This is a genomic window from Streptomyces sp. NPDC029466 (genome assembly GCF_055574515.1).
Genome location: NZ_JBVHZH010000011.1, coordinates 34,926 through 61,263, shown reverse-complemented (window position 1 = coordinate 61,263; position 26,338 = coordinate 34,926). Strand labels below are relative to the sequence as shown.

Genomic DNA, 26,338 nt, shown 5'->3' with positions numbered 1-26,338 from the left:
CATGAGCGATATCGAGATACGCCGCGCGACCGAATCCGATCTTCCCGCCATCGTCGCGATGCTCGCCGACGACCCCCTGGGCGCCACCCGCGAGTCACCGGACGACCTGACTCCGTACCGTGCCGCGTTCGCCACGCTGGCCGCCGACCCACAGCAGCACCTGGTCGTCGCGGTCCGCGCGGGGCAGACGGTCGGCACGCTTCAGCTCACCGTCATTCCCGGCCTGTCCCGGCGCGGCGCCACCCGCTCGATCATCGAGGGCGTCCGGATCCACCGCGACGAGCGCGGCGGGGGACTCGGCACCCAGCTCATCGAATGGGCGGTCGCCGAATCCCGCACGCTCGGCTGCCACATGGTGCAGCTGACGTCGGACGCGACCCGGATCGACGCGCACCGCTTCTACGAGCGCCTCGGGTTCGAGGCCTCTCACCTGGGCTTCAAGCTCCCGCTCTGAGAAACGGGACGGCCGCCGCCCGACCGGGTCCGGTCACGTCCGGCGCGTACGCTCCCGCGCTCGGTGTGCCTTCTGCCGGCAGGCACCACCGCAGTAGCGCGCGGGCCGCCCCGTGCGCGCCGCCGCGATCGACGCACCGCACACCTCACACCGCGCTTCGTTACGTTTCACCGACTCTGCTTCGAGTTCCGTTACGGCGCGTTCCGTCCGCAGGGCATCACACATCAGCGCCGTCATCCGGCCCGGAGCCGCGCCCCCGGAACCGGCTCCCGACACGGCCCGCTCCATCGAAAGACAGCCGACCAGCAGCGCCCTGAGCTCCGTTATCCCGACGTCCGGCCGTACTTCGCCCGCCTCTTGGGCCCTTCTGAGCAGGACTTCCAGCGCCTCGTCGAAACATTGTCCGACACCCGGTGACGGCTCGAAGCGGCCCGCGCCGGCCTCTTCCAACGCGTCACACAGCGCCTTGTTCCGTGCCGCGAGCCGTACCACCGAGGACAGAAAGCGAAAGAAGACCGGACCGGGATCCATAACCTCGGCCAAGTCCCTTGCGGTGTCCGTGAACAGCTCGATCCGGTCCACGATCGTCGCCCTGAACAGCGCTTCCTTGGACGGGAAATGGCGATAGACGGTCCCGGCGCCGACCCCCGCCCGGCGCGCGATCTCCCCGAGCGGAACCCCCAACCCCTGTTCCTCGAAGGCGAATCGGGCCGCCTGCAGCACCAGCGCCCTATTGCGCCGCGCATCCGCGCGGGCAGGCGTCACACCACCGTCCGTCACTGCCGGGCCTCCTGGGAACGAGCTGGATACCGGGTCAAGCGCCCGGTGCTTTAAACGGGTCGCTCATTCCGATTCTAGGGGCAGCCCTGAGCAAGATCGTTAAGCGCGTTCGGCCGTCGCGGCGGCGGCCGGAATCACCAACCGGCGGACAGCCGGCGCGCGACCGACCGACTCCGGCGCCCCGGAACCCGCGACCGACGGCGCGATGGGCGTCTCCAGCGTCCAGCCTGACCCCGGAGCCCGGGGCGCGCCACCGGACGACTCCTGACGGGGACGAGAGTCCCGCCGACCGCAATACCGTCGCCATGCCCCTCTCCGCGGCGTACGACAGCTCGCCCGCTCTCCCCCAACAGCCCCTGCACACAAGGCGTTTCACGTGAAACGGTGCCGCGTCCCGACATACGCGTGGGGTCGTGTTTCACGTGAAACACGACCCCACGTCGGCACTGCGCCCGCGGTCAGGCGCTCACTCGGCTCAGCCGGCGACCACCGCGTCCCACGCCGCACCCGCCGCCTGCGCCGCTCCCTCGGCGTCCACGGACACGCCCAGGGCGCGCAGCCCACCCGCCAGCGCCACGAGGGATGCCGTGACCACCGCCCGGTCGGCGGCGCGGCCATAGTGGTTCACCCGGATCATCTCCTTGGCCAGTGCGCCCGCCGCGGCCTGCACCGGCACCGCCGCGTCCACCGCGACCGCGGCGGTCACGATCTCCCGGGCATCCACTCCCTCGGGGGCGCGGAGCGTCGTGGCGGCCGGCGCCGCGTCCTCGTCGCGCAGGACATACGGAGCCAGCCCGCCCAGCGCCCGCACACCGGCCCTGATCGCCGCGGCCGCCGCCCGGTGCCGGGTGAGGACCGCCTCCAGGCCCTCGGCCTCCAGACGGTCCGCGGCCTGCTCCAGTGCGAGCATCTCCAGCTGCGCCGGAGCATGCGGAAGCGCGGCGCGTCCGCCGTCGACCCAGCGCTCCTTCCAGTCCAGCAGCGAGAGGTACGAGCGCCGCGGCGCCTGCTCGTTGGCGGCGATACGCTCCCAGGCGCGTGCGCTGACCGAGGCCACCGACACCCCGGCAGGTCCGGCCATCGCCTTCTGTCCGCCGATCACGCAGAGGTCCACGCCCCACTCGTCGGTGAGCAGCGGCTCGGCGCCCACCGAGGCGACCGCGTCCAGCATCAGCAGCGCACCGTGCTCCCGCACCACCGCGCCGATCTCGGCCACGGGGTTGGTGTTGCCGGTGGCCGCCTCGGCGTGCACCAGGCTCACGAAGTCGATCTCGGGGCGCTCGCGCAACGCCTCCGCCACCTGCTGCGGGGTGACCGCGCCCGTGAACGGCGCGGTGATGGTGACCACCTCGGCGCCACAGGAGCGCAGCCAGCCGCCGAAGGTCTCGCCGTACGGACCGGTGATGATGTTGAGCGCGGTGCTGCCGGGCCGCACGGCCGAGCGGATACAGGCCTCCAGCGGCAGCAGTGCCTCGCCCTGCATCGCCACGACATCGCAGCGGGTGCGCATCAGGGCCGCGACCTTGTCCTCGATCCGCGCGAAGTGGGCCGCGGTCAGCGCAGGCAGGTCGAGCAGGTCCGGGGTGGCGGGGTTCGCGCTCGGGTCAGACACAGCAGTCACAGGGCCTTCCAGCGGTAGCGAGCCGACTCGGTGCGGCTCCTGACATCGGATTCGACTGTACGTCCGTGCGCCGGACCGCCGCCGTACGGGCCTCAGACCTGCCAGCCGGCCGGATCCACCCCGCCGGGCACCGGCGCCGACGGCTCGTACGGCTCCCGGGTGAACACGAAGGTGCCGAGGTCCAGATGGCTCACCGCACCGTCCCGGCCCCGCCCCACCCGCAGCGTCTCGCCCGCGTAATAGCCGTCCAGTCCGGTCCAGGTGCCGTCCTTCTCTGCCCGGAACCGCGAGGCGCGCCCCGCCCCGGACAGCGGGGTGAGCTCCAGCCCGCGTTCGGCCCGCAGCCGCAGGGCATGGGGGTTAGCGCCCCAGTACCAGGGTCCGGTCAGCGCCAGCAGCTCCGGATCCAGCGGGCCGGGCAGCGGGCGCCAGGTCTCGGGGATCCGCGGCTCGTGCGCGATGACGATCCCGGTGAGATCGGTGGCGACGGCCCCGGCAGCCGCGCCCGAGGTGCAGTTGGTGAGGACGACCGCGGCCACGTCCTCCTCGACATCGGCCCACAGCGCCGCGAGGAACCCGGGCATCGAGCCGTGATGCCCGACCAGCATCCGTCCATCCCGCCGCAGGAGCTGCACTCCCAGCCCGTACCCCGCATCCCACGCACCGCTCTCCGGCGGCACGGCCGGTGTCCGCAGCTCCGCCAGACTCGCCGCGTCGAGCACCCGCCCGTCGCCCCGCAGCAGGAATGCCGCCCAGCGGCAGAGGTCCTGGAGCGTCGACCACAGCTGCCCGGCCGGGCCCATCAAGCCGGTATCCGCGGCCGGTTCCGGCAGGAGCGCATCGGCCCACGGGTGCACCGCCCAGCCACTCGCGTACGGCCGCTCGGGCCGCAGCGTCGTACGGCTCATGCCCAGCGGTTCCAGCACCTCGCGCCGCAGCACCTCGCCCCACGGCAGACCGCCCCGCAGCCGTTCGACCAGCGCGCCGAGCAGTGCGTAGCCGACGTTGGAGTAATGGTGCCGCCGGCCGGCCGGATGCCGCTGCGGGTGCTCGTCGAAGAGGTCGGCCGGCTCGGGCCGCAGCTCGCCCGAGGTCCGCTCCCACCACGGCCCCCGCGGCTCGGCCGCCAACCCCGCACTGTGGGAGAGCAGTTGCACGATCGTCGCGTCCGGCACCGGAGTGTCCGCCAGATGCGCGCCGACCGGGTCCGACAGCCGCAGCAGCCCCTCGTCCCGCAGCCTCAGCACCAGCACGGCGACGAAGGTCTTGGTGAGCGAACCGATCCGGTACTGCACATCGCCGTGCGGTGCCTCCCCTTCCACCGAGCCCCGGGCCCCGCTCCACACCGCTCGCCCGCCACGGACGACCGCGCCCGTCATCGACGGTGCCCGCCCCTCGGCCTGCCCGACCGCCAGCCGGTGCAGCAACGCCCGCCTGGTCTGCGGCAGCAGCTCAGCCCACTCATCGGGTGCACCGGCCGTGCCCGGCTCCCGGCCGACGGCCTGGGAAGGGCGAAACTCCGTGGACTCTGCGATGGTCATGGCGCTCCTCAACAGCGGATCCGGCTCGGGCGGGCCCCATCCTCGCCGCATCACCGGAGCACTGCCGACCCGGCCACCGCACCCAGTTCCGTCTGCTCGTCCGCCACGGCGGCGCCTCAGGCGGTCAGCGCCGTGGCGCTCCGGAACGTCCGCCGGTAGGCCAGCGGTGCCACCCCCACCGCACTGTGCAGATGCTGGCGCAGAGAAGTCCCGGTGCCGAAGCCCGCGTGATGGGCAACGAGGTCGATCGACCAGTCCGTGGTCTCCAGCAGATGCCGGGCGCGCTCGATGCGCTGTCCGGCGAGCCACTGACCAGGGCTCATACCGACCTCGTCACGGAAACGCCGGGTGAGGGTGCGCACGCTGACCCGGGCGTGCCCGGCGAGGTCGGTCAGGGTGAGCGGCTCACCGAGACGCTCCAGGGCCCAGGCACGGGTGGCGGCGGTGCCACCCGCCGAGGGCTCCGGCACGGGCTGCCGGATGAACTGTGCCTGTCCGCCGTCACGCCACGGCGGCACCACACACAGCCGGGCCACCTCATTGGCGACGGCGCTGCCGTGGTCCCGGCGCACGATATGCACACACAGATCCACCCCCGCGGCGGCACCGGCCGAGGTGAGGACATCGCCGTCGTCGACGAACAGCACATTGGGGTCGACTCGTACGGTCGTGAAGAGCCGTTGCAGCTGGGTGGCCTCCCGCCAGTGCGTGGTGGCCGGGCGGTGATCGAGCAGCCCGGCCGCGGCGAGGACGAAGGCACCGGTGCAGATGGCCACCATCCGGGTGCCGGGCCGGACATGCTCCAGCGCCGCCCGCACGTCATCGGACAGCCGGCCGTCCTCCCGGAGCGTGTCCGGCGAGTGAGCCGGCGGGATGACGACGGTGTCGACGTGCGCGAGGACGGAGGCGTCCGCGGAGACCGCGATGTCGTAGTCGGCATCGGTGCGCACCGGACGCCCGTGCGGGCTACAGGTGACGACGGAGTAGAGCGGCTCGCCGGCGGCATCCCGTGCGGCGCCGAAGATCCGCGCGGGAATCCCCAACTCGAAGGGGACGACACCATCCAGGGCGAGCACTCCGACGCGATGCATGACCCGATTCTTTCAAACGTTGGCCATCAGGACATCGCCGGGCTCCCGGCCGCCGCGGAAAGCTGGCGGCACCTCGGGAAACGCGGCCGCCAGGCGGCGCGTGCACCCGCCCCCGCCCTTGGCACAGATGAAGGAGACACCATGTCCGAGACCGGGACCCCGCAGATGCGGGCCGTCAGCCAGGACACCGCCGGCGGCCCGGAGGTCCTCAAGGTGATCACGACCGCCCGGCCGGTGCCGGGCCCCACGGAGATCCTGGTCCGGGTGCACGCCGCGGGCGTCAACCCGGCCGACTGGAAGACGCGGAACGACGGCCGGTTCCTCAACGGCAGCGAGCCGCCGTTCATCCTGGGCTTCGATGTCTCCGGTGTGGTCGAGGCCGTCGGCCGCGGTGTGACCCTCTTCGAGCCGGGCGACAAGGTCTTCGGCATGCCGCACTTCCCGCACCCCGCCGGGGCCTACGCCGAGTACGTCACCGCTCCGGCGCGCCAGTTCGCCCACCTCCCCGAGGGCCTGGGCCACGTCCGGGGCGCCGCCCTCCCGCTGGCAGCACTGACCGCCTGGCAGGCCCTGGTCGACACCGCGAACGTGCAGCCCGGCGCGCGGGTGCTGATCCATGCCGCGGCGGGCGGCGTCGGCCATCTCGCGGTGCAGATCGCCAAGTCCCGCGGCGCGTATGTGATCGGCACCGCCCGGCGGGCCAAGCATGACTTCCTGCGTGGTCTGGGCGCCGATGAACTCATCGACTACACGGAAGAGGACTTCGCGACCGCGGTAGGCGAGGTCGACGTCGTGCTCGACACCATCGGCGGCGACTACGGCGCCCGCTCACTGCGCACCCTGCGTCCCGGCGGTTCGCTGGTCTCGATCCTGCCGCTGGACGACGCCTTCCCCGCCGACCGGGCGCGCGAGGCAGGGGTACGCGCGGTGTTCGTCCTCGTCGAGCCCGACCGGTCCGGCCTGCAAGCCGTAGCCGGCCTGGTGGCCTCCGGAGAACTGAAGGTCAACATCGACACGGTCCTCCCGCTCGAAGAGGCCGCGAAGGCCCACACCCTGGGCGAGACAGGCCGCACCACCGGCAAGATCGTCCTGACGGTCGCGCCCTGACGACGGGATCGAGGCCCCACTTCGCCCAGCGGCAACGGGCTCATGGCGAGAGCCGTCGTGGCGGCCCCCGCCCTCAGCGGACTCGCCCTAGGAGCGCGGTTCTTGTGCCGTCTGCCGTCGGGTGGCGTTGAGGGCGCCCAGCAGGGACAGCGCTTCGGCACCGGGGCTGCCGGGTTCGGCGTGGTAGATGACGAGTTGCTGGCCGGGTGCGTCGCGGACGTCGAAGGCCTGGTAGGTGAGGGTGAGCGGCCCGACATCGGGGTGGTTGAAGAGCTTGGCGTCCTGGGTCTTGCCGCGCACGGAATGGGCCTGCCACAGAGCCGCGAAGGCGGGACTCCGCTCGGTCAGGGTGGCGACGAGCGCGTTCAGCCGGGGGTCGTCGGGAGCGAACCCGGCCGCCTGACGAAGGTTGGCCACGGTGGCCTGCGCGGTCCGGTCCCAGCGGGTGTAGAAGTCCCGGGCGGCCGGGTCGAGGAAGGTCATACGGGCGAGGTTGTCCGCCGGGTCGAAGGGTGAGTACAACGCGTCGGCCAGGGCGTTGGCGGCCAGGATGTCCAAGGCGCCGTTGACGACGAAGGCCGGGGTGTGCGGGTAGCCGTCCAAGAGCCGGCGCAGCGCCGGGCTGACCACGTTCCGCTGCCGCGCCGGGCGGTCGTTCGGCGCGATTCCGGCCAGCCGGTGGAGGTGGGCGCGAGCGTCGGTGTCGAGGTGGAGGGCCCGGCTGAGGGCGTCCAGGACCTGCGGCGAAGGGTGGCGTTCACGGCCCTGTTCGAGCCGGGTGTAGTAGTCGACGTTCACTCCGGCCAGCACCGCGACCTCCTCACGGCGCAGCCCGGCGACTCTGCGGACGCCGTAGCTCGCCATACCGATGTCTTCGGGCCGCAGGCCGGAGCGCCGGGCGCGCAGGAAGTCTCCCAGGGTGTTGTCGGGCATTCCCCCAGGTTAGGGAGGAGAGCGGGGGGCTGCCTGGGTGTGTGACACCCAGGCAGGAAGCGTCCTGGTCACCGGCTTCCCGCGCGTCCAGGCGCGGGGGGGACATCGTCCGGGAGGACAACCCCTGTGACGGGGCTACGACTTGACGGCAAGGGCGCGGCGATCACCGAGGCGACCGGAGGGTGCCACTCCGCGGACTCACCGCCGCTGCGGACTCACCGCCCCCTGCGGAGCCTCCGACGCTCGACGGAAAACAGCGCCTGAGGTGCACCGAACTCGACGAAGCTGTCGATGCGCCGCATACCGATGGCTTCCAGGAGGCGGCATGAGCGGGTGTTGGCCTCTTGGGTGACCGCGATGATGGAGGGGTCGTCCGAGGGGACGTTCACGAAGGCCCACTCCACTACGGCGGCCACGGCTTCCCGCGCATACCCCTGGCCCCAGTGTTCGGGCAGGAGTCCATAGGAGACCTCCCGCCGGTCGTCGAACCGCGACGCCGAATCGATCAGCGCAGAGCCAACGACGGCCAAGTCCTTGCGCGTGGTCACGGCGAACACGTTGGGGCGGCTCGCGAAATGCTGCTGGTAGAGGCGGAGCTTCTCCTCGGCCACCGGCCCGCCGAGGAACCGCCGGACCTCGGGGTCCGTCCAGAGCCGGCTGAATTCCTGCACGTCGGTGGGCTCCGCAGGACGTAACAGGAGCCTGGGCGTGCTGAGGGTCGTGGGCCAGGGGGACGACTCGGGCTTCGAAGGCATGCCCTGAGCTTCACACTGCGGCCCCACGAACGCCCGCTGTTGTGGCGCTTTCCCGCCACGGCCGCGACGGCCGGCTTCAGCCCTTCGACCGGCCATCACCCCGGAAAACGGCTCGACCGCTTTGCAGGGTCCTGACACAGTGGCGCGCTATGGCGAACTCAGAGCGGGTGACCGCCGCGGACGTGCAGCTGATGCAGGGTCTGGCGCAGCGTGTCACCGCCACCCGCCCGGACCTGGTGAACGGCGACGCGACGTACGGCGAACTGGCCTGGAACTGGGGCAAGGGGCACGCGAGCGACGGCGCGAGCTGGCGGCGTCGGCTGTGGTTCTCCGGCGGGGATTTGGTGGCGTGGAGCTGGGCCCATCTTCCGCACCGGGTAAGGCGGAGCGACGGGTCGGTGCAGGACGTCACCGGCGCCTATCTGGCGTACCAGGTCCATCCCGACCACTCCGGGCTGGTTGACGAGGTGATCGACTGGTACGGCGGTACGGCAGCGGGCATCGCGCGTACGGTGATGCCGAGCGCCGCCGATGAGTTCGCCCTGCAGCGATGGGCAGCGCACGGCTATGAGACCGACCCCGCCTCGCTGGGCGACACCGGTTCCTGGATCCAGCTCAACGAGCGGGACCTCACCGACCTGGAACAGCCGGTACTGCCCGACGGATTCCGGTTCCGCACTGCCGACGAGGCCGGGCCGGCGGCCGCGGTCCAGGCCCATGTGGACGCCTGGGCTCCCTCGACGTACACGGCCGAGGGCTACCAGGGCGTCCGGCAGACGGCGGGGTACCGCGGCGACCTGCACCTCTTGGTGGAGGCGCCGGACGGAACGATGGCGTCCTCGACGATCATGTGGCTCGACGAAGTGAACAGGACCGCTGAGTTCGAGCCGGTCGGGACGCATCCGGACTACCGGCGTCTGGGGCTGGCCAGGGCGATGCTGCTGCACGGGATGCATCTGGCGCGGGCGACCGGGGCCACTCATATGACGGTGGCCTGCCTGGGTGCGCCGGGGCATCCCCAGGCGCGCGGGCTGTACTACAGCGTCGGCTTCCGGGAGTTCACACGGAACGCGCCGCTCATCAGAACCAGGACCGCGGTGCGGCGGCCCAGGCCGGAGCCAGGCTGCGCGGAACGGGCCGTCGGGCAGGGCACGTAGGAGCGTCCACGGCCTCGGCCGGCGGAGACATCTCCCCGATCACCCTCACGTCTGCGCCATATCCACAAACCGCGAGTAGTGGCCCTGGAACGCCACCGTGATCGTGGCCGTGGGGCCGTTACGGTGCTTGGCCACGATCAGGTCGGCCTCGCCGGCGCGCGGGGACTCCTTCTCGTAGGCGTCCTCGCGGTGCAGCAGGATGACCATGTCCGCGTCCTGCTCGATCGACCCGGACTCACGGAGGTCGGAGACCATCGGCTTCTTGTCCGTGCGCTGCTCGGGGCCACGGTTCAGCTGGGAGAGCGCGATGACGGGGAGCTCCAGCTCCTTCGCCAGCAGCTTGAGGTTTCGGGACATGTCCGAGACCTCCTGCTGACGGCTCTCGGCACGCTTCGAGCCGCCGGACTGCATCAGCTGGAGATAGTCGATGACGACCAGCTTGAGCTCATTGCGCTGCTTGAGCCGGCGGCACTTCGCGCGGATCTCCATCATCGACAGGTTCGGCGAATCGTCGATGTACAACGGCGCGGCCGAGACATCCGGCATCCGGCGCGCCAGCCGCGTCCAGTCCTCGTCCGTCATGCTGCCGGAACGCATGTGATGCAGCGCGACCCGCGCCTCGGCGGACAGCAGACGCATCGCGATCTCGTTGCGCCCCATTTCCAGCGAGAAGATCACGCTCGGCAGATTGCTCTTGATCGAGCAGGCCCGCGCGAAGTCGAGCGCGAGGGTCGACTTACCCATGGCGGGACGGGCCGCGATCACGATCATCTGGCCCGGGTGCAGGCCGTTGGTCAGGGAATCCAGGTCGGTGAAGCCCGTCGGCACACCCGTCATCTGGCCCTGGCGGGAGCCGATCGCCTCGATCTCGTCGAGGGCGCCTTCCATGATGTCGCCGAGCGGAAGGTAGTCCTCACTGGTCCGCTGCTCGGTGACGGCGTAGATCTCCGCCTGGGCGCTGTTGACGATCTCGTCGACATCGCCGTCCGCGGCGTATCCCATCTGCGTGATCCGGGTGCCGGCCTCGACCAGGCGGCGCAGCACGGCACGCTCATGGACGATCTCGGCGTAATACTCGGCGTTCGCGGCGGTCGGTACGGACTGGACGAGGGTGTGCAGATACGAGGCGCCGCCGACCCGTGCGATCTCGCCGCGCTTGGTGAGCTCCGCGGCGATGGTGATCGGGTCGGCCGGCTCGCCCTTGGCGTACAGGTCGAGGATCGCCTGGTAGACGAGCTCATGGGCGGGGCGGTAGAAGTCTTCGCCCTTGAGGACCTCGACGACGTCCGCGATGGCGTCCTTGGACAGCAGCATGCCGCCGAGCACGGACTGCTCGGCGTCCAGATCCTGCGGGGGGACCCGCTCGAAGCCACCGGTCCAGGAGCCGCCGCCGTCGTCGTCGCGGTCCTGCCGGTCGCCGCGGCCGCGGCCCTTGCCCTCGCCGCGCCGGGAGCGGGCGGCCGGCAGCAGGTCGCTGGGACCGGAGTCCGCCCAGGGGTCTTCCATGGGCTCGGGAATGCTCACCCCGGCACCTCCTCCCGTCCGCGACGCGGACCTTGCTGTGCTGTTCTTTCTTACGGCACAGCTCTGACAATCGAGACGCCCGACTCCGGTTACGGCGCGTCGAGTTCGGACGATTTCTCAAGCCGGAACAGGCGGCGGGTGCCGGACCACGGTAGGCCCGTGGGCACCGTCCGCCAATCTGGTTATCCACAGGCCATGTGGATGACTGCCCTTCAGCTGTGGAGAAGTCCCCGGATCCTGTGCACGGCCCGGGGGAAACTGCTGTGGACAAGCACACAATCACCCCACCCTCAACCCTCTGACCTGCACCTTTCTCATCCATAGCCTGTGGGGGAGAAAAACTTCTGCCAGCGGTTCAAGATCGCGACAAACGGCGCAGGGGAGCGGACTCCACACAGCGGAAAGTAAGGAGTGCACAAGGTTTGCATCTCTTACCTGTGGAAGATTAGATTGCGCGCATGACCCAGGCTCCCGCGACACCACGCCGCACCGGCCGCCGCCATGACCGCGAGATCATCGCCCTCGCGCTGCCCGCCTTCGGCTCCCTGGTCGCGGAACCCCTCTTCGTCATGGTCGACAGCGCCGTCATCGGCCACCTCGGCACCCCCCAGCTCGCCGGCCTCGGCGTCGCCGCCGCCCTGCTGACCACCGCCGTCTCCGTCTTCGTCTTCCTCGCCTACGCCACCACCGCCGCGGTCGCCCGCCGGGTCGGCGCCGGCGACCTGCCCGCCGCCATCCGCCAGGGCATGGACGGCATCTGGCTCGCCCTGCTGCTCGGCGCCGCCGTCATCGCGGCGGTGCTGCCCACCGCGCCCTGGCTCGTCGGGGCCTTCGGCGCGTCCGGCACCGCCGCCCCGTACGCCACGACCTACCTCCGCATCAGCGCGCTCGGCATCCCCGCGATGCTCGTCGTCCTCGCCGCCACCGGCGTGCTCCGCGGCCTCCAGGACACCCGGACCCCGCTCTATGTCGCCGTCGGCGGCTTCTCCGCCAACGCCGCGCTCAACATCGGCCTGGTCTACGGCGCCGGCCTGGGCATCGCCGGCTCCGCCTGGGGCACGGTCCTTGCCCAGTGCGGCATGGCCGCGGCCTACCTTGTCGTGGTCGTCCGCGGTGCGCGACGGCACGAGGCCACGCTGCGCCCCGACGCCGCAGGCATCCGTGCCTCGGCCCAGGCCGGCGTGCCGCTGCTGGTCCGTACGCTCTCGCTGCGCGCGGTACTGATGATCGCCACCGCGGTAGCCGCCCGGCTCGGCGACGCGGAGATCGCCGCCCACCAGATCGTGCTCACACTGTGGTCCCTGCTGGCCTTCGCGCTGGACGCGATAGCCATCGCCGGGCAGGCCATCATAGGCCGCTACCTCGGCGCGGGGGACCGCGACGGTGCCCGGGCCGCGTGCCGCCGCATGGTCGAGTGGGGCATCGCCGCGGGCCTGGTCCTCGGTGCGCTGGTCGCGCTCGCCCGCCCGCTGTTCATCCCGCTGTTCACCGCAGCCCCGGCGGTGCAGGGACCGCTGCTCAGCACGCTCCTGGTGGTGGCCGTGACCCAGCCGGTCTCCGGCATCGTCTTCATCCTCGACGGTGTGCTGATGGGCGCGGGGGACGGGCCCTATCTCGCCTGGGCCATGGTCGTGACGCTGGCCCTGTTCGCGCCGGTGGCGCTGGCCGTCCCGCTGCTCGGCGGCGGACTGGTCGCCCTGTGGTGGGCGATGGCCCTGATGATGACCGTCCGGATGCTGACCCTGTGGCTCCGCACCCGGTCCGGCCGGTGGATTGTGACCGGAGCCTCTCGTTGAAGCATCTCCCGTAACACGCAGCGCGTGCTGATAATGACCCTGTGCGCTCGCTTGCCAGGAATTCCGTGCTGCCCCTGACGTTCGTCGTCATGGTGGCTGCTGCTGTGGTGGGGTACGCCACGGAGGAAGCCGATACGAACAGCGGCAGCGGCAGCGGTGGCCGCAGCAGCTTCGGCAAATCCGGCGAGGCGGGCCAGGACCCCCAGGACCAGGATCCCGCCGCGACGGCCCCGGCCGGTGACGGCAACGCCTACACCCCGCGCCGGACCGAGCAGAACGCCCGGGTCGGTGCGGTCTTCGAGAAGGACGACACCGGCGACCACTTCTGCACCGCGAGCGTGGTGCAGAGTCCGGGCCGGAACATGCTCATCACCGCGGCGCACTGTGCCTTCGACAGCGATGGCAAGACCCCGGTGGACGACCTGGTCTTCGCCCCCGACTACCGCAACGGTGAGGAGCCCACCGGCCTGTGGAAGGTCAGGAAGGTGGTCCTTGACGACCGCTGGGCCAAGTCCAACGACGAAGATCTCGATGTCGCCTTCCTCATCCTCGACAAGAAGAAGGGCAAGCAGATCCAGGACGTCCTCGGCGGAAACACCCTCGGGATCGACCGTGGCTTCCACAACGAGGTCAAGATCACCGGCTACCCCACCAGCCGCGAGACCCCGATCTCCTGCCAGAACCGCACCACGAAATACAGCAACACCCAGCTGCGCATCCGGTGCACCAACTTCGAGGGCGGTACGAGCGGCAGCCCCTGGCTCGCCGATTACGACCCGAGGAGCCACACCGGCACGGTCATCGGCGTCCTGGGCGGCCACGAAGGCGGCGGCGACGAGGACGATGTCTCCTACGCCGCATACTTCGACGACGACATCGCCACGCTCTACAAACGCGCCCAGGACGAGGACTGACGCAGTCCGTCCGCGCTCCGCACACGGCGAAGGGCCGCACCCCGGTGACGGGATGCGGCCCTTCGGCTGGGTGCTGCGATTACGCGGCGACGACCTCGACGCCGAGCTTCGCGACGACCTCGGCGTGCAGACGCACGGAGATCTGGTGCGCGCCCAGGGTCTTGATCGGCGAACCGAGCTCGACACGGCGCTTGTCGACGTCCGGACCACCGGCAGCCTTGATCGCCGAGGCGACGTCGGCCGGGGTGACGGAGCCGAACAGGCGGCCCGCGTCGCCGGCACGGACGGCCAGCTTCACGTTGACGCCCTCGAGCTGGCCCTTGATCTCGTTGGCCTGCTCGATCGTGGCGATCTCGCGGATCTTGCGACCGCGACGGATCTGCTCGACGTCCTTCTCGCCACCCTTGGTCCAGCGGATCGCGAAACCACGCGGGACCAGGTAGTTACGGGCGTACCCGTCCTTGACGTCAACGACGTCGCCGGCGGTGCCGAGGCCGGAGACCTCGTGGGTGAGGATGATCTTCATGATTCGGTCACCCTTCCCTTATCGCGCGGTGGACGTGTAGGGCAGCAGCGCCATCTCACGGCTGTTCTTCACGGCCGTGGCGACGTCACGCTGGTGCTGAGTGCAGTTGCCGGTGACCCGGCGGGCACGGATCTTGCCGCGGTCGGAGATGAACTTCCGCAGCAGGTTCGTGTCCTTGTAGTCGACGTAGGAGATCTTCTCCTTGCAGAACACGCAAACCTTCTTCTTAGGCTTGCGAGCAGGCGGCTTCGCCATTATCTCTCTCCAATGAGTTCAAGAAGTTTGTGCTGACGCCCTCAAGGCCGTCGGCCGTCGCACGACGCGGTTTCACGTGAAACCGCGCCCGGCGGGCCGCTGCGGACCTAGAAGGGCGGCTCGTCCGAGTAGCCGCCGCCGGAGCCACCGCCCCAGCCACCGCCGCCGCCACCCTGCTGGCCACCGCCGGCCGGGCCGCCGGTCGCCCACGGGTCGTCGGCAGGAGCTCCGCCGCCCTGCTGACCGCCGCCGGGGCCGCCGCCCCAGCCGCCGCCACCCTGGCCGCCACCCTGCTGACCGCCGCCGAAGCCGCCGCCCTGGCCACCACGACCGCTGGTCTTGGTGATCTTGGCCGTGGCGTTCTTGAGGCTCGCGCCCACTTCCTCGACGTCGAGCTCGTAGACCGTGCGCTTCACGCCCTCGCGGTCCTCGTACGACCGCTGCTTGAGGCGGCCCTGGACGACCACGCGGGTACCCCGCGTAAGGGACTCGGCGACGTTTTCCGCCGCCTGACGCCACACCGAGCAGGTCAGGAACAGGCTCTCGCCGTCCTTCCACTCATTGGTCTGACGGTCGAAGGTGCGGGGAGTGGACGCGACGCGGAACTTCGCGACCGCCGCACCGGACGGGGTGAAGCGCAGCTCGGGGTCGTCGACAAGATTGCCGACAACCGTGATGACGGTCTCGCCTGCCATTAGGGGAACCTCTCGGCGGGTGTGCTGCTGGCTGCTGGTGTTGCTGCTACTCGAACCCGGTTACCGCTGGACGCTGACGCGTTCAGTGGGTCTCGGGACGGAGGACCTTGGTCCGGAGGACCGACTCGTTCAGGTTCATCTGACGGTCGAGCTCCTTGACGACCGCAGGCTCGGCCTGGAGGTCGATGACCGAGTAGATGCCCTCGGGCTTCTTCTTGATCTCGTAAGAGAGACGACGACGGCCCCAGGTGTCGACCTTCTCGACCTTTCCGTTGCCCTCACGGACGACGGAGAGGAAGTTCTCGATCAGCGGGGAGACAGCGCGCTCCTCGAGATCGGGGTCGAGGATGACCATCACCTCGTAGTGACGCATGTAGAACCCACCTCCTTTGGACTCAGCGGCCACGGTCGTTCCGTGGCAGGAGGGTCGTATGCGTTCCGCACCCGGCCCGTCCGGTGCTCCGGACAGACATAGGCGCAGACCGTACAGAGTACCTGGCTGATGCCTTCCGGTTGAAATCCGTCCGCTCCACCCCGCAATCTGGAACACAACGGGTGTGAGCGGCGTTACAGTGCGCCGCCTTGTCATCGGAGGTGCCGCATGGCACAGGCACGGACCCAGCGCAGTCTGCTGTCGCTTCTCAACAGCGACGGCAAGGAGCATCCCGTCGAGAACACCTTCGCCATCGTGACCGTGGTGCTCGGCGCGATCGCCATCTTCACCACGCTCTCTCCCAGCCTGCACCTGGTCAGCTCCTGGGTCGGTCTGATCGGGATCGGCACCGGCCTGTGGGGCCAGTTCATCTCGTCGACCACCGGCGAACGCTTCCTGTTGATCATCGGCCTCGGGGCAGCGGCCGTCGGCTTCTACCTCGGCCTGGCACACGGCGGCCTCTTCGGCGGTCTCATCGGCTAGCCGATGCGGCATACGGGGCCCCAGCCCGTATGGCCCAGACGGGGCGCTCCACGGTCACAGTAGGCTTCGGCGCGAGAGCCGGAGCCCCGACCATGGGGACACACCTGCCGAGGAGCGCCCCGCATGAGCCTGACCCTGAGGACCATCAGCCGAGAGCAGCATCTGGCATATATCCAGAGTCTGCCCGCGGCCAGCCACATGCAGGTCCCTGCCTGGGCGGACGTCAAGGCCGAATGGCGTTCGGAGAGCCTGGGCTGGTTCGACCCGAGCGGTGAGATGGTCGGCGCCGGGCTGGTCCTTTACCGCCAGGTCCCCCGGGTCAAGCGCTACCTCGCGTACCTCCCCGAGGGCCCGGTCATCAACTGGTACGCGCCGAATCTGGAGGACTGGCTGCAGCCGATGCTCGCGCATCTCAAGCACCAGGGTGCCTTCACCGTGAAGATGGGCCCGCCGGTCATCATCCGCCGCTGGGACTCCCCGGCGATCAAGGCCGGCATCCAGAACCCGGACGTCAAGCGGCTGCGGGACGTCGAGGCGACCCACATCGAGCCGCGCGCCTTCGAGGTGGCCGACAAGCTGCGCCGCATGGGCTGGCAGCAGGGCGAGGACGGCGGCGCCGGCTTCGCCGACGTACAGCCCCGCTATGTCTTCCAGGTGCCGCTGGCCGACCGTTCGCTGGAAGAGGTCCACAAGGGCTTCAACCAGCTGTGGCGCCGCAACATCAAGAAGGCCGAGAAGGCCGGCGTCGAGGTGGTCCAGGGCGGCTACGACGACCTGGCCGAGTGGCAGCGTCTCTACGAGATCACCGCGGTGCGTGACCAGTTCCGGCCGCGTCCGCTGGGGTACTTCCAGCGCATGTGGACGGCCCTCAACGCCGAGGACCCCGACCGCATGCGGCTGTACTTCGCCCGTCATGACGGCGTGAACCTGTCGGCCGCGACGATGCTCGTCGTCGGCGGACACGTCTGGTACTCCTACGGTGCCTCGGACAACATCGGCCGTGAGGTCCGGCCCTCCAACGCGATGCAGTGGAAGATGCTTCAGGACGCCTACGCGCTCGGCGCCACCGTCTACGACCTCCGCGGCATCAGCGACTCGCTCGACGAGAACGACCACCTCTTCGGCCTGATCCAGTTCAAGGTCGGCACGGGTGGGCAGGCAGCGGAGTACCTCGGTGAGTGGGACTTCCCGCTCAACAAGCTGCTGCACAAGGCATTCGACTACTACATGGCGCGCCGCTGACGCTCCACCGCACCGTTCGTCCCCCTGAGACACCAGCCACGAGAAAGGTTCCGGGCCCGGCCATGGCGCTCACCCTCTACGTCGACACCGCGCGCTGGCGGGCGCATCAGCAGAGCGTTCTCCAGCAGTTCCCCGGGTTGGTCCCGGTCTGCAAAGGCAACGGCTACGGCTTCGGCCATGAGCGCCTTGCCGACGAGGCGACCCGCCTCGGTGCCGACATCCTCGCGGTCGGAACGACCTACGAAGCGGCCCGTATCAAGGACTTCTTCAGCGGCGATCTGCTCGTCCTGACCCCGTTCCGCCACGGTGAGGAGCCGGTGCCGCTGCCCGACCGGGCGATCCGCTCGGTGTCGTCGGTCGAGGGTGTGGGCGGCCTGGTCGGAGCCCGGGTCGTCATTGAAGTCATGAGCAGCATGAAGCGCCATGGCGTCAAGCCGGAGGACCTGCCGAAGCTGGCCGCGGCCATCGAGGACATCCGGCTCGAAGGCTTCGCGATCCACCTGCCGCTGGACCGCACCGACGGGTCCGACGCGGTCGAGGAGGTCATCGGCTGGATGGACCAGCTCCGGTCCGCCCGCCTCCCGCTGCACACCATGTTCGTCAGCCACCTCAAGGCCGATGAGCTCGCCCGTCTCCAGCAGCAGTTCCCCCAGACGCGCTTTCGCGCGCGGATCGGAACCCGGCTGTGGCTGGGCGACCACGAGGCCACCGAGTACCGCGGTGCGGTGCTGGATGTCACCCGGGTCGCCAAGGGCGAGCGCTTCGGCTACCGCCAGCAGAAGGCGGCCTCCGACGGCTACCTGGTCGTGGTGGCGGGCGGCACCTCGCACGGTGTCGGGCTGGAGTCACCCAAGGCGCTGCACGGTGTGATGCCGCGCGCCAAGGGCGTGGCCCGGGCCGGCCTGGCGACCGTGAACCGTAATCTCGCGCCCTATGTGTGGGCCGGGAAGCAGCGCTGGTTCGCGGAGCCCCCGCACATGCAGGTGTCGATCCTGTTCGTGCCGGGGGATGCCCCGCAGCCGCAGGTCGGCGAGGAGCTGGTGGCCCATCTGCGGCACACCACCACGCAGTTCGACCGCCTCGTGGACCGCTGACCCGGCCGAGCCACGACGCAGACAAGCCAAGGGCCCGGTGCCGCAGACCTTCTCTGCGGCACCGGGCCCGGTGCGTTGCCGGCGGGGGGCCGCTCAGTCCCGTACGACGCCCCAGCGCACCTGTGGCGTCGCCTGGAACTGCACCGCATGCCGGGGCGGGTGGTAGGCCCGCCCGAGCACGAACACATCGGGGCTGCGGTCCAGCACGCCACCCGAGGGATCGTCGTCCCCGTCCCTGCGGACCACATCGCGCTCGGGCATCAGGATGTCCCGTACGACCAGGGCACACAGGTAGAGCGTGCCCAAGAGGTGCAGGGCGATGGCCAGTTGGTAGCCCTCCGTCGGCAGCCCCTGGTGCTTGTCGCCGCTTCCGGTGTAGGCAAGGTACGTCCAGATCCCGATGAAGTACATGACCTCGCAGGCCTGCCAGATCAGGAAGTCCCGCCAGCGCGGCCGGGCCAGCGCGGCGAGCGGGGTCAGCCACAGGACGTACTGCGGCGAGTAGACCTTGTTGGTGAGGATGAACAGCGCGACGACGAGGAACGCGAGCTGTGCGAAGCGCGGACGGCGCGGTGCGTAGAGCGTCAGCAGGCCGATGGCGCCACAGCCCACGATCATCAGCAGCGTGGCGTAGGTATTGGCGTTCTCCAAGGGGTTCCCGGTGCGCTGCGAGATCAGCAGCCAGATCGAACCGAAGTCGATGGGCCGTTCCTGGCTGAAGGTGTAGAACTTCGCCCAGCCCTCCCGAATGTGGAAGCCCCCGGCATCATGCGTGATCATTACCGGCAGGTTCACCACCAGCCAGGACGCGACGGCACCGGTCAACGCCTTCCGGAACGCACGCCAGGCGCCCGCGCGCCAGCACAGCACCAGCAGCGGGCCCAGCAGCAGCACCGGGTACAGCTTCGCCGCGGTGGCCAGCCCGATGAGGATGCCGGCCGCCAGCGGGCGGCTGCGTGACCACATCAGCATCCCGGCGGCCGTCAGGGCGATCGCCAGGAGATCCCAGTTGATGGTGGCGGTGAGGGCGGCGGCGGGCGCCAGGGCGACCAGGAGGCCGTCCCAGGGGCGGCGGCGGTGGGTGCGGGCCACACACACGGCGACGACAGCGGCACAGATCATCAGCATGCCGGCGTTGACCAGCCAGTAGATCTGTTCGCGGTGCTGGATTCCCCCGCCGTGCGGAGTCATCCAGGAGGCGACCTCCATGAAGACTCCGGTGAGCACGGGGTACTCGAGATACTCCATATCGCCCGGCAGCCGGTCGAAATACGGGATCAGACCGTCGGCGAAGCCCCGCCCCGCATAGAGATGCGGGATATCGGAGTAGCAGGCGTGCGTGTACTGGCTCGTGGCGCCGAAGAACCAGCCGCCGTTGTAGCAGGGCAGCTTCTGCACCATGCCGAGCGCGAACATGCCGATGGCGACAAGCGCGATGATCCGCACCGGCGTCAGCCAGTGCACCCCGAGCAGTGCGTGTCGGCCGATCGGCCCCCCGATCAGCTCGCTGCCGGCCGCCGCCACCTCATCCTGCTTCGTCGGCCGTACCGGATCATCCCGTCGCACGCTCGTCATGGCCCCATCCTGCCGTACGACCGTGGCCAGAAAACGGCGAAGCCCCCGCCCGGTCAATCCGGGCGAGGGCTTCGTTGCTCCCCGTTTCACGTGAAACTTTCAGCGCGTTTCACGTGAAACGGTCAGCCGGTCGGGCCGCCGAGCCAGCCTCCACTGTCCGTCGGCTCCGTCGGCTCAGGCGTCGGGCTCGTGCCACCAGGGCCACCGGCGCCACCTCCGCCATTTCCGTTACCGCCGCCATTGCCGCCCCCACCGCTGTTCCGGCAGTTCAGGTCCCAGGGGGAACAGCTGTCGGTCGGGGTCGGGCTCGGAGAGTTCGTCGGGGGAGCGGACTCGCTGGGAGACTCCGACGGCGAGCTCGACGGCGTGTCCGACGGCGTAGGAGTCGGCGTCGGCGTCGGCATGCCCTCCTGGTCCAGCCGCTGTCCGACGGGCGTGGCCGGCGGGAAGGACTCCGGGGTGACGCCCTTCATCGCCTGGAGCATGTACTCGGTCCAGACCTCGGTGGGCAGCGCACCACCATGGATCGAGTCAAAGCCGCCGACACCGTTCATGGACAGCTGGCGCGGATTCCCCGCGTCCTCACGGAACATCGTGATGGCCGTCGACAGCTGCTTGGTGTAGCCCACGAACCAGGCCGACTTGTTCTCGTCGGTGGTACCGGTCTTCCCAGCGGCCGGCATGCCCAGCCGCTTGGCTTCCGTCGCCGTGCCGTTGTCGATGACGTTTTCCAGCACCTTGGTCACGTTGTTGGCGACGTTGGCATCCATCGCCGTTTCGCTCTGGGGCTTGTCGAAGCCCTCGAGGTCCTGGCCCTTGTACGTCACCTTCGTCACCGAATAGGGCTCCACCTTCGTCCCGGACTGGGCGAAGGTGGCATACGCATCGGCCATACGGATCGCGCTCGGTGTGGAGGTGCCCAGCGCGAAGGACGGGTTCAGGTTCTTGTCGAAGCTGGCCTCCGAGATACCGGCGGCCTCCGCCATGTCCCGGACCTTCTTCATCCCGACATCCATACCGAGCTGCACGAACGGAGTGTTGACGGACTGCTCCATCGCCTTGGTCAACGAGATGTAGCCCCAGGGATGGTTGCTCTCGTTCTCCTGATAAAAGAGCGAGTTGTCCCGCCTCCGGACGTAATTCCCCAGGGCGTCCTTCACCTTGAGGTGGTCATCGCCGTTGTACCGGCTGTCCTGCCTGACCGGTACCCCATGGCTCTTGACCGTTCCGTACTTCATCGCCGCCGCGAGCACGAACGGCTTCCAGGTCGAGCCCACCGGCACACCGAAGGTGTCCGCGTTGTTGCTGAAGTGCCCCTTGTCGTAGCCCTCACCGCCGTACAGGGCGACGATCTTGCCGTCTCCCGGCACCACTGAGGCCCCGCCGAACTGGACGAATTTGTCCTTCGCACGCTTATCGGGGTTGATGTACCGCTTGTTGACCTTCTTGACCGCGTTTTCGAGGTCGGTGGTCTTCTTCGAGCTGAAGGTCGTGCGGATCGTGTAGCCGCCCTTGTCGAACTGGGCTTCGCTGAGACCCGAGTGCTTCAGCACGTACTTCTTCGCGGTGTCCATCATGTAGCCGATCTGACCGCTCTTGCCGGCGACCGGCTTCGGCAGCTTCGGCATGGGGAAGTGCCCCCGGTACTTATCCCGCTCCGCCTTGGTCATGAGGTGGTTCTCGACCTCCCGGTCGAGAATCCAGGACCACCGCGCCTTGGCGCGCTTGGTGTTCGCCGCCTTCGTGGCCCCCGGGCTGGTACCACCCGCCGGGTCGTACAGATCCGCGCCCTTGAGCACGGTGGCCAGGAAGGCGCTCTGGTTCGCGTTCAGCTTTCCGGCGTCCACTCCGTAGTACGCCTGAGCCGCTGCCTGGATCCCGTACGCCCCGCGGCCGTAGTAGCTGGTGTTCAGATACCCCTGAAGGATCTGGTCCTTGCTCTTCGACCAACCGACCTTGATCGCGATGAACAGCTCCTTGAACTTACGGTCAAGGGTCTGCTCCTGGCTCAGCATCGCGTTCTTCACGTACTGCTGAGTGATGGTCGATCCGCCCTGGGTCTCACCGCCCCTGGCCATGTTGACCACAGCACGCGCGATGCCCATCGGGTCCACACCCGAGTCCGTCCGGAACGACGCGTTCTCCGCGGCGATGGCCGCCTTCTGCATCTCGAGCGGAATCTCGTTGATCGTGACGTTCTGCCGGTTCGTCTCACCGTCCCGCGCCATGACCTTGCCGTCAGACCAGAGGTAGACGTTGTTCTGCGACTTGGCGGCGTCACTCTCGCTGGGCACGTTCACCAGGGCCAGTGCGACGCCGGAGGCACCGACGATCAACCCTATGAATCCGATGCACAGGGTCGTGACCTGCTTCCACGACGGGACAAAGCGCCGCCAGCCCACGCGGTTGGCACGCGGGTAATCGATGAAGCGCTTCTTGGCGGGCTTCCCGCCGCCGTGACCGCGTCCGCGGCCTCCCTCGGGACCACCGCCGCCACCGCCTCTACGGCCACCGCCACCACGGCCTCCGGCGCCATCACCGGAGGCCATCGCGGCATCGGACGACCGCCGGCGGCCGCCGCGCTGGGCGGCTCTCCGGGCGTCGGCGCGCCCGCCCTGCCGCGGCTCGTAGCCGGACGACTCGGAGTGAGAGGCGGGACCGGCAGCGGAGCCACGGGAAGGGGCGGCACGGCGCCCTGATGGCTGCTGTGCGGCGCGTCGGGCCGCGGCACGTCCGCCACTCTGCGGCTGTGGCGGTTTGCGACGGTGCTCGCTCATGGAACGAATACTCCTCGGGCAGGCGCGCTTTCTCGTCGCCTGAAGGCGGCAGTTGTCTTCAGGTCCCCCCGATGCACGGCCCGCTCCTGAGGCGCGAGCCGCACTACACCGAGGATGAGGACGCCAGATATAGGCCCACGGTTCCCGGCAGTCTGCATGCCGCACAGACTACGCACGGCCAAAACCTGCCCAGTGTTGAAATTCACTCCAAATCAGTCAGGTTGATGAGAACGATTCGGTGATGTGATGCCGTTCACCGTGCCCCCTCTTGTTCCGCCCAGGTGGCCGTTCTATCGTCTGGATGTATCGAGTCGATACATCAGCACGACATAAAGAACGCACCGGACCAAGGAGGCGGAGGATGAGCAGACGCTCCGGCATCCTCGAGTTCGCCGTCCTCGGCCTGCTCCGCGAGTCCCCGATGCACGGCTATGAGCTGCGAAAACGGCTCAACACCTCGCTCGGGGTCTTCCGTGCGTTCAGCTACGGCACCCTCTACCCCTGCCTCAAGGCACTGGTCGCGAGCGGCTGGCTGATCGAGGAGACGGACGGCGCCCCGGAGGGCGTACCCGCCGCGGCTCTGACAGGGCGCCGAGCCAAAATCGTCTACCGATTGACCGCAGCGGGCAAAGAACACTTCGAGGAGCTGCTCGCCCACTCCGGCCCGGATGCGTGGGAGGACGAGCACTTCGGTGTGCGCTTCGCGTTTTTCGGCCAGACCTCGCGGGACGTACGGATGCGCGTGCTGGAAGGCCGCCGCAGCCGGCTGGAGGAGCGTCTTGAGAGGATGCGTACCTCCTTGGCCAGGTCCCGCGAGCGCATGGACGACTACACCCTCGAACTTCAGCGGCACGGTATGGAATCCGTGGAGCGCGAAGTCCGTTGGCTGAACGAGCTCATCGAGAGTGAGCGTGCCGGGCGTGATCAGCGCCCCACGGGTTCCGCAGCGCAGGACAAGAAGAACCAGTCAGGAGATACGGGCGGCCTGCCCCGGCACCGGGGTGGATCCCGGCCGGATCCGTCCGATGACACCACCACATGAGGCTCTGCTGTGCGGAGCCTCATCGAGAACACAGGGAGCAACCGGAATGGGTTCGGTTCGCGTAGCCATCGTCGGCGTGGGCAACTGCGCCGCCTCGCTGGTACAGGGCGTCGAGTACTACAAGGACGCCGACCCGAAGAGCCGCGTGCCCGGCCTCATGCACGTGCAGTTCGGCGACTACCACGTGCGTGACATCGAGTTCGTGGCTGCCTTCGACGTCGACGCCAAGAAGGTCGGGCTCGACCTCGCGGATGCCATCGGCGCCAGCGAGAACAACACCATCAAGATCTGCGACGTGCCGAACACCGGTGTGCAGGTCCAGCGCGGTCACACCCTCGACGGCCTGGGCAAGTACTACCGCCAGACGATCGAGGAGTCTCCCGAGGCTCCGGTCGACATCGTCCAGGCCCTCAAGGACACGCAGGCCGATGTGCTGGTCTGCTACCTCCCGGTGGGCTCCGAGGACGCCGCGAAGTACTACGCCCAGTGCGCCATCGACGCCAAGGTCGCGTTCGTCAATGCCCTCCCGGTCTTCATCGCCGGCACCAAGGAGTGGGCGGACAAGTTCACCGAGGCCGGTGTCCCGATCGTCGGTGACGACATCAAGTCGCAGGTCGGCGCCACGATCACGCACCGTGTGATGGCCAAGCTCTTCGAGGACCGGGGCGTCATCCTGGACCGCACGATGCAGCTGAACGTCGGCGGCAACATGGACTTCAAGAACATGCTCGAGCGCGAGCGCCTGGAGTCCAAGAAGATCTCCAAGACCCAGGCCGTCACCTCCCAGATCCGGGACCGGGAGATGGGTGAGGACAACGTCCACATCGGCCCCTCGGACTTCGTGGCCTGGCTGGACGACCGCAAGTGGGCCTACGTCCGCCTCGAAGGCCGCGCCTTCGGTGACGTCCCGCTGAACCTGGAGTACAAGCTCGAGGTCTGGGACTCCCCGAACTCCGCGGGTGTCATCATCGACGCCCTGCGTGCCGCGAAGATCGCCAAGGACCGCGGTGTCGGCGGCCCGGTGCTCTCCGCGTCCTCGTACTTCATGAAGTCGCCGCCGGTGCAGTACTTCGACGACGAGGCACGGGAGAACGTCGAGAAGTTCATCAACGGCGACGTCGAGCGCTGAGCCGCCCGACGCACGCTCCCTCCGCAGGCCCCCGGGTATTCCGCCCGGGGGCCTGCGGGCTGTGTGAGGCTGTGCCTCATGCATGCTGTGCGCGTCCTTCGCGTATTACTCCGGCTACGCGACTTCCGTTCGCTCCTTGCCGCACGGCTCCTGTCCCAGGCGGCCGACGGGGTCTTCCAGGTCGCGCTCGCCACCTTCGTCGTCTTCTCGCCCGAGAAGCAGACATCACCCGCGGCCATCGCCTCCGCCATGGCGATCCTGCTGCTCCCGTACTCGCTCCTCGGGCCGTTCACCGGCGTGCTGCTCGACCGCTGGCGGCGCCGGCAGGTCCTGCTGTACGGCAATCTGCTGCGCGCCCTGCTGGCGATGGCCACCGCGACGCTGATCGCGTCGAAAGCCCCCGACTGGCTCTTCTATGCCTCGGCCCTCTCCGTGACCGCCGTGAACCGCTTCGTCCTTGCCGGGCTCTCGGCCGCGCTCCCACGCGTGGTCGACGGTGAACAGCAGCTGGTCATGGCCAACTCCCTCACCCCCACGGCCGGCACGCTCGCCGCGACGGCGGGCGGGGGGCTCGCCTTCGCCGTCCGGCTGGCGGGCTCGGATGTGGACGCCTTTGTCGTGCTGCTCGCCGCGGCCCTCTATTTCTGTTCGGCCCTGACCGCGCTGCGCATGGGCCCACAGCTGCTCGGCCCCGACCCCGATCGTCTCCAACCACACCTGCGGGAAGCCCTGTTGAGCACCGCGCGCGGGCTGTGGGAAGGGCTGCGCCATCTCGCCGAGCGGCGCACCCCGGCCCGTGCACTGATCGCGATGACCCTGATGCGTTTCTGCTACGGGGCGCTGACGGTGATGGTGCTGATGCTGTGCCGGTACTCCTGGGCCGAGACCGAGTCCGAGGGCCTGGCGCTGCTCGGGATCACCCTTGGCGTCTCGGGGGCTGGCTTCTTCTCGGCCGCGCTCGTCACGCCCTGGGCCGTCGAGCGGCTCACCCCGTTCGGCTGGATCGCAGGTTGCGCGGCACTGGGCGCGGTACTGCTGCCGTCTCTCGGGCTGTTCTTCGCGCCGGGTCCGATGCTGGCCGCCGCGTTCGTACTCGGTCTGAGCACCCAGGGAACCAAGATCTCCACGGACACGATCGTGCAGTCGACGGTCGATGACGCCTTCCGCGGCCGGTCCTTCGCCATTTACGACGTGCTCTTCAACGTCGCGTTCGTCGGTGCCGCCGCGGTCGCGGCCCTCATGCTGCCTCCGGACGGCCGGTCCGCCGCCCTGCTCGGCATGGTGACGGTGCTCTACGCACTGATCGCCGTGGCCACGGTCCGCTCGGGGCGCGGTTAGGCAGCCGTCTCTCGCCGTCCAGCCCCCTGGGCCCTGCAACAGAGCGCGCACGGACCCGGTACCTTACGGGCTTCCA

The 26,338-nt window shown here is 69.3% G+C and carries 24 protein-coding genes; 11 read left to right on the top strand and 13 right to left on the bottom strand.

From position 1 onward, the window contains the following. Position 1 precedes the first annotated feature (1 nt). A complete protein-coding gene (locus ACZ4XD_RS11795; RefSeq protein WP_468040839.1) occupies positions 2-454 on the top strand; it encodes a GNAT family N-acetyltransferase in 453 nt (150 codons plus the stop codon). Between the two features lie 33 nt (positions 455-487). On the opposite strand, the gene ACZ4XD_RS11790 is transcribed toward ACZ4XD_RS11795, so the two are convergent. From ACZ4XD_RS11790 to ACZ4XD_RS11775, 4 genes are all read right to left on the bottom strand, one after another. Beyond that, positions 488-1,234, bottom strand: coding sequence for a TetR/AcrR family transcriptional regulator (locus tag ACZ4XD_RS11790; RefSeq protein WP_468040837.1), 747 nt, complete (start codon positions 1,232-1,234; stop codon positions 488-490). A 475-nt stretch (positions 1,235-1,709) separates the two neighbouring features. Continuing rightward, positions 1,710-2,855, bottom strand: a complete 1,146-nt coding sequence (locus tag ACZ4XD_RS11785; RefSeq protein WP_468040835.1) for a pyridoxal-phosphate-dependent aminotransferase family protein — start codon at positions 2,853-2,855, stop codon at positions 1,710-1,712. Positions 2,856-2,947: 92 nt separating this feature from the next. Further along, positions 2,948-4,396: a serine hydrolase domain-containing protein gene (locus ACZ4XD_RS11780; RefSeq protein ID WP_468040831.1), complete on the bottom strand. Its 1,449-nt coding sequence runs from the start codon at positions 4,394-4,396 to the stop codon at positions 2,948-2,950. A 116-nt stretch (positions 4,397-4,512) separates the two neighbouring features. After that, complete coding sequence (locus tag ACZ4XD_RS11775; protein ID WP_468040828.1) at positions 4,513-5,487, bottom strand: GlxA family transcriptional regulator; 975 nt, start codon at positions 5,485-5,487, stop codon at positions 4,513-4,515. A 141-nt stretch (positions 5,488-5,628) separates the two neighbouring features. Between ACZ4XD_RS11775 and ACZ4XD_RS11770 the strand changes: the two genes are divergently transcribed. After that, positions 5,629-6,594: an NADP-dependent oxidoreductase gene (locus ACZ4XD_RS11770; RefSeq protein WP_468040825.1), complete on the top strand. Its 966-nt coding sequence runs from the start codon at positions 5,629-5,631 to the stop codon at positions 6,592-6,594. 87 nt (positions 6,595-6,681) lie between these two features. On the opposite strand, the gene ACZ4XD_RS11765 is transcribed toward ACZ4XD_RS11770, so the two are convergent. Both ACZ4XD_RS11765 and ACZ4XD_RS11760 read right to left on the bottom strand, forming a co-directional pair. Beyond that, entirely contained in the window at positions 6,682-7,527 is an 846-nt protein-coding gene (locus ACZ4XD_RS11765; RefSeq protein WP_468040822.1) for a helix-turn-helix transcriptional regulator, read from the bottom strand. A 215-nt stretch (positions 7,528-7,742) separates the two neighbouring features. Continuing rightward, on the bottom strand, positions 7,743-8,282 hold the full coding sequence (locus ACZ4XD_RS11760; RefSeq protein WP_468040818.1) for a GNAT family N-acetyltransferase: 540 nt from the start codon (positions 8,280-8,282) through the stop codon (positions 7,743-7,745). 149 nt (positions 8,283-8,431) lie between these two features. Between ACZ4XD_RS11760 and ACZ4XD_RS11755 the strand changes: the two genes are divergently transcribed. Continuing rightward, positions 8,432-9,439, top strand: a complete 1,008-nt coding sequence (locus ACZ4XD_RS11755; RefSeq protein WP_468040815.1) for a GNAT family N-acetyltransferase — start codon at positions 8,432-8,434, stop codon at positions 9,437-9,439. A 45-nt stretch (positions 9,440-9,484) separates the two neighbouring features. Here the strand turns inward: ACZ4XD_RS11755 and dnaB are convergent, their stop codons facing one another. Further along, the gene (dnaB, locus tag ACZ4XD_RS11750) at positions 9,485-10,945 is read right to left on the bottom strand and encodes a replicative DNA helicase (RefSeq protein WP_042150942.1); all 1,461 of its coding nucleotides are present in this window, start codon (positions 10,943-10,945) and stop codon (positions 9,485-9,487) included. Between the two features lie 476 nt (positions 10,946-11,421). Between dnaB and ACZ4XD_RS11745 the strand changes: the two genes are divergently transcribed. Further along, positions 11,422-12,759 carry an MATE family efflux transporter gene (locus tag ACZ4XD_RS11745; RefSeq protein ID WP_468040812.1) on the top strand — a complete coding sequence of 446 codons (1,338 nt, stop codon included), beginning with the start codon at positions 11,422-11,424 and terminating at the stop codon, positions 12,757-12,759. A 65-nt stretch (positions 12,760-12,824) separates the two neighbouring features. Further along, entirely contained in the window at positions 12,825-13,673 is an 849-nt protein-coding gene (locus ACZ4XD_RS11740; RefSeq protein ID WP_468040808.1) for a trypsin-like serine peptidase, read from the top strand. 79 nt (positions 13,674-13,752) lie between these two features. On the opposite strand, the gene rplI is transcribed toward ACZ4XD_RS11740, so the two are convergent. From rplI to rpsF, 4 genes are all read right to left on the bottom strand, one after another. After that, a complete protein-coding gene (gene rplI / locus ACZ4XD_RS11735) occupies positions 13,753-14,199 on the bottom strand; it encodes a 50S ribosomal protein L9 (RefSeq protein WP_397976417.1) in 447 nt (148 codons plus the stop codon). An 18-nt stretch (positions 14,200-14,217) separates the two neighbouring features. Further along, complete coding sequence (rpsR, locus tag ACZ4XD_RS11730; protein WP_003978893.1) at positions 14,218-14,454, bottom strand: 30S ribosomal protein S18; 237 nt, start codon at positions 14,452-14,454, stop codon at positions 14,218-14,220. Positions 14,455-14,561: 107 nt separating this feature from the next. Next, on the bottom strand, positions 14,562-15,149 hold the full coding sequence (locus ACZ4XD_RS11725) for a single-stranded DNA-binding protein (protein ID WP_468040804.1): 588 nt from the start codon (positions 15,147-15,149) through the stop codon (positions 14,562-14,564). An 82-nt stretch (positions 15,150-15,231) separates the two neighbouring features. Next, positions 15,232-15,522 (bottom strand): 30S ribosomal protein S6, encoded by a 291-nt coding sequence (rpsF, locus tag ACZ4XD_RS11720; RefSeq protein WP_006604399.1) that lies wholly within the window; start codon positions 15,520-15,522, stop codon positions 15,232-15,234. Positions 15,523-15,750: 228 nt separating this feature from the next. On the opposite strand from rpsF, the gene ACZ4XD_RS11715 reads away from it, so the two are divergent. From ACZ4XD_RS11715 to ACZ4XD_RS11705, 3 genes are all read left to right on the top strand, one after another. Next, positions 15,751-16,065, top strand: coding sequence for a hypothetical protein (locus ACZ4XD_RS11715; RefSeq protein ID WP_042150954.1), 315 nt, complete (start codon positions 15,751-15,753; stop codon positions 16,063-16,065). 123 nt (positions 16,066-16,188) lie between these two features. Then, positions 16,189-17,307, top strand: coding sequence for a lipid II:glycine glycyltransferase FemX (locus tag ACZ4XD_RS11710; RefSeq protein WP_042150956.1), 1,119 nt, complete (start codon positions 16,189-16,191; stop codon positions 17,305-17,307). Between the two features lie 62 nt (positions 17,308-17,369). Next, positions 17,370-18,401, top strand: a complete 1,032-nt coding sequence (locus ACZ4XD_RS11705; protein ID WP_468040799.1) for an alanine racemase — start codon at positions 17,370-17,372, stop codon at positions 18,399-18,401. A gap of 93 nt (positions 18,402-18,494) precedes the next feature. On the opposite strand, the gene ACZ4XD_RS11700 is transcribed toward ACZ4XD_RS11705, so the two are convergent. Next, the gene (locus tag ACZ4XD_RS11700; RefSeq protein WP_468040796.1) at positions 18,495-19,976 is read right to left on the bottom strand and encodes a glycosyltransferase family 87 protein; all 1,482 of its coding nucleotides are present in this window, start codon (positions 19,974-19,976) and stop codon (positions 18,495-18,497) included. Between the two features lie 122 nt (positions 19,977-20,098). Beyond that, positions 20,099-22,753, bottom strand: coding sequence for a transglycosylase domain-containing protein (locus ACZ4XD_RS11695; RefSeq protein WP_468040794.1), 2,655 nt, complete (start codon positions 22,751-22,753; stop codon positions 20,099-20,101). A gap of 361 nt (positions 22,754-23,114) precedes the next feature. Here ACZ4XD_RS11695 and ACZ4XD_RS11690 point away from each other — a divergent pair, with 361 nt between their 5' ends. The 3 genes from ACZ4XD_RS11690 to ACZ4XD_RS11680 all read left to right on the top strand — a co-directional run bounded on the left by ACZ4XD_RS11690 (position 23,115) and on the right by ACZ4XD_RS11680 (position 26,262). After that, on the top strand, positions 23,115-23,795 hold the full coding sequence (locus ACZ4XD_RS11690; protein ID WP_467154567.1) for a PadR family transcriptional regulator: 681 nt from the start codon (positions 23,115-23,117) through the stop codon (positions 23,793-23,795). Between the two features lie 46 nt (positions 23,796-23,841). Further along, entirely contained in the window at positions 23,842-24,924 is a 1,083-nt protein-coding gene (locus tag ACZ4XD_RS11685) for an inositol-3-phosphate synthase (RefSeq protein WP_468040791.1), read from the top strand. A gap of 78 nt (positions 24,925-25,002) precedes the next feature. Then, on the top strand, positions 25,003-26,262 hold the full coding sequence (locus ACZ4XD_RS11680; RefSeq protein ID WP_468040787.1) for an MFS transporter: 1,260 nt from the start codon (positions 25,003-25,005) through the stop codon (positions 26,260-26,262). Positions 26,263-26,338: the final 76 nt, after the last annotated feature.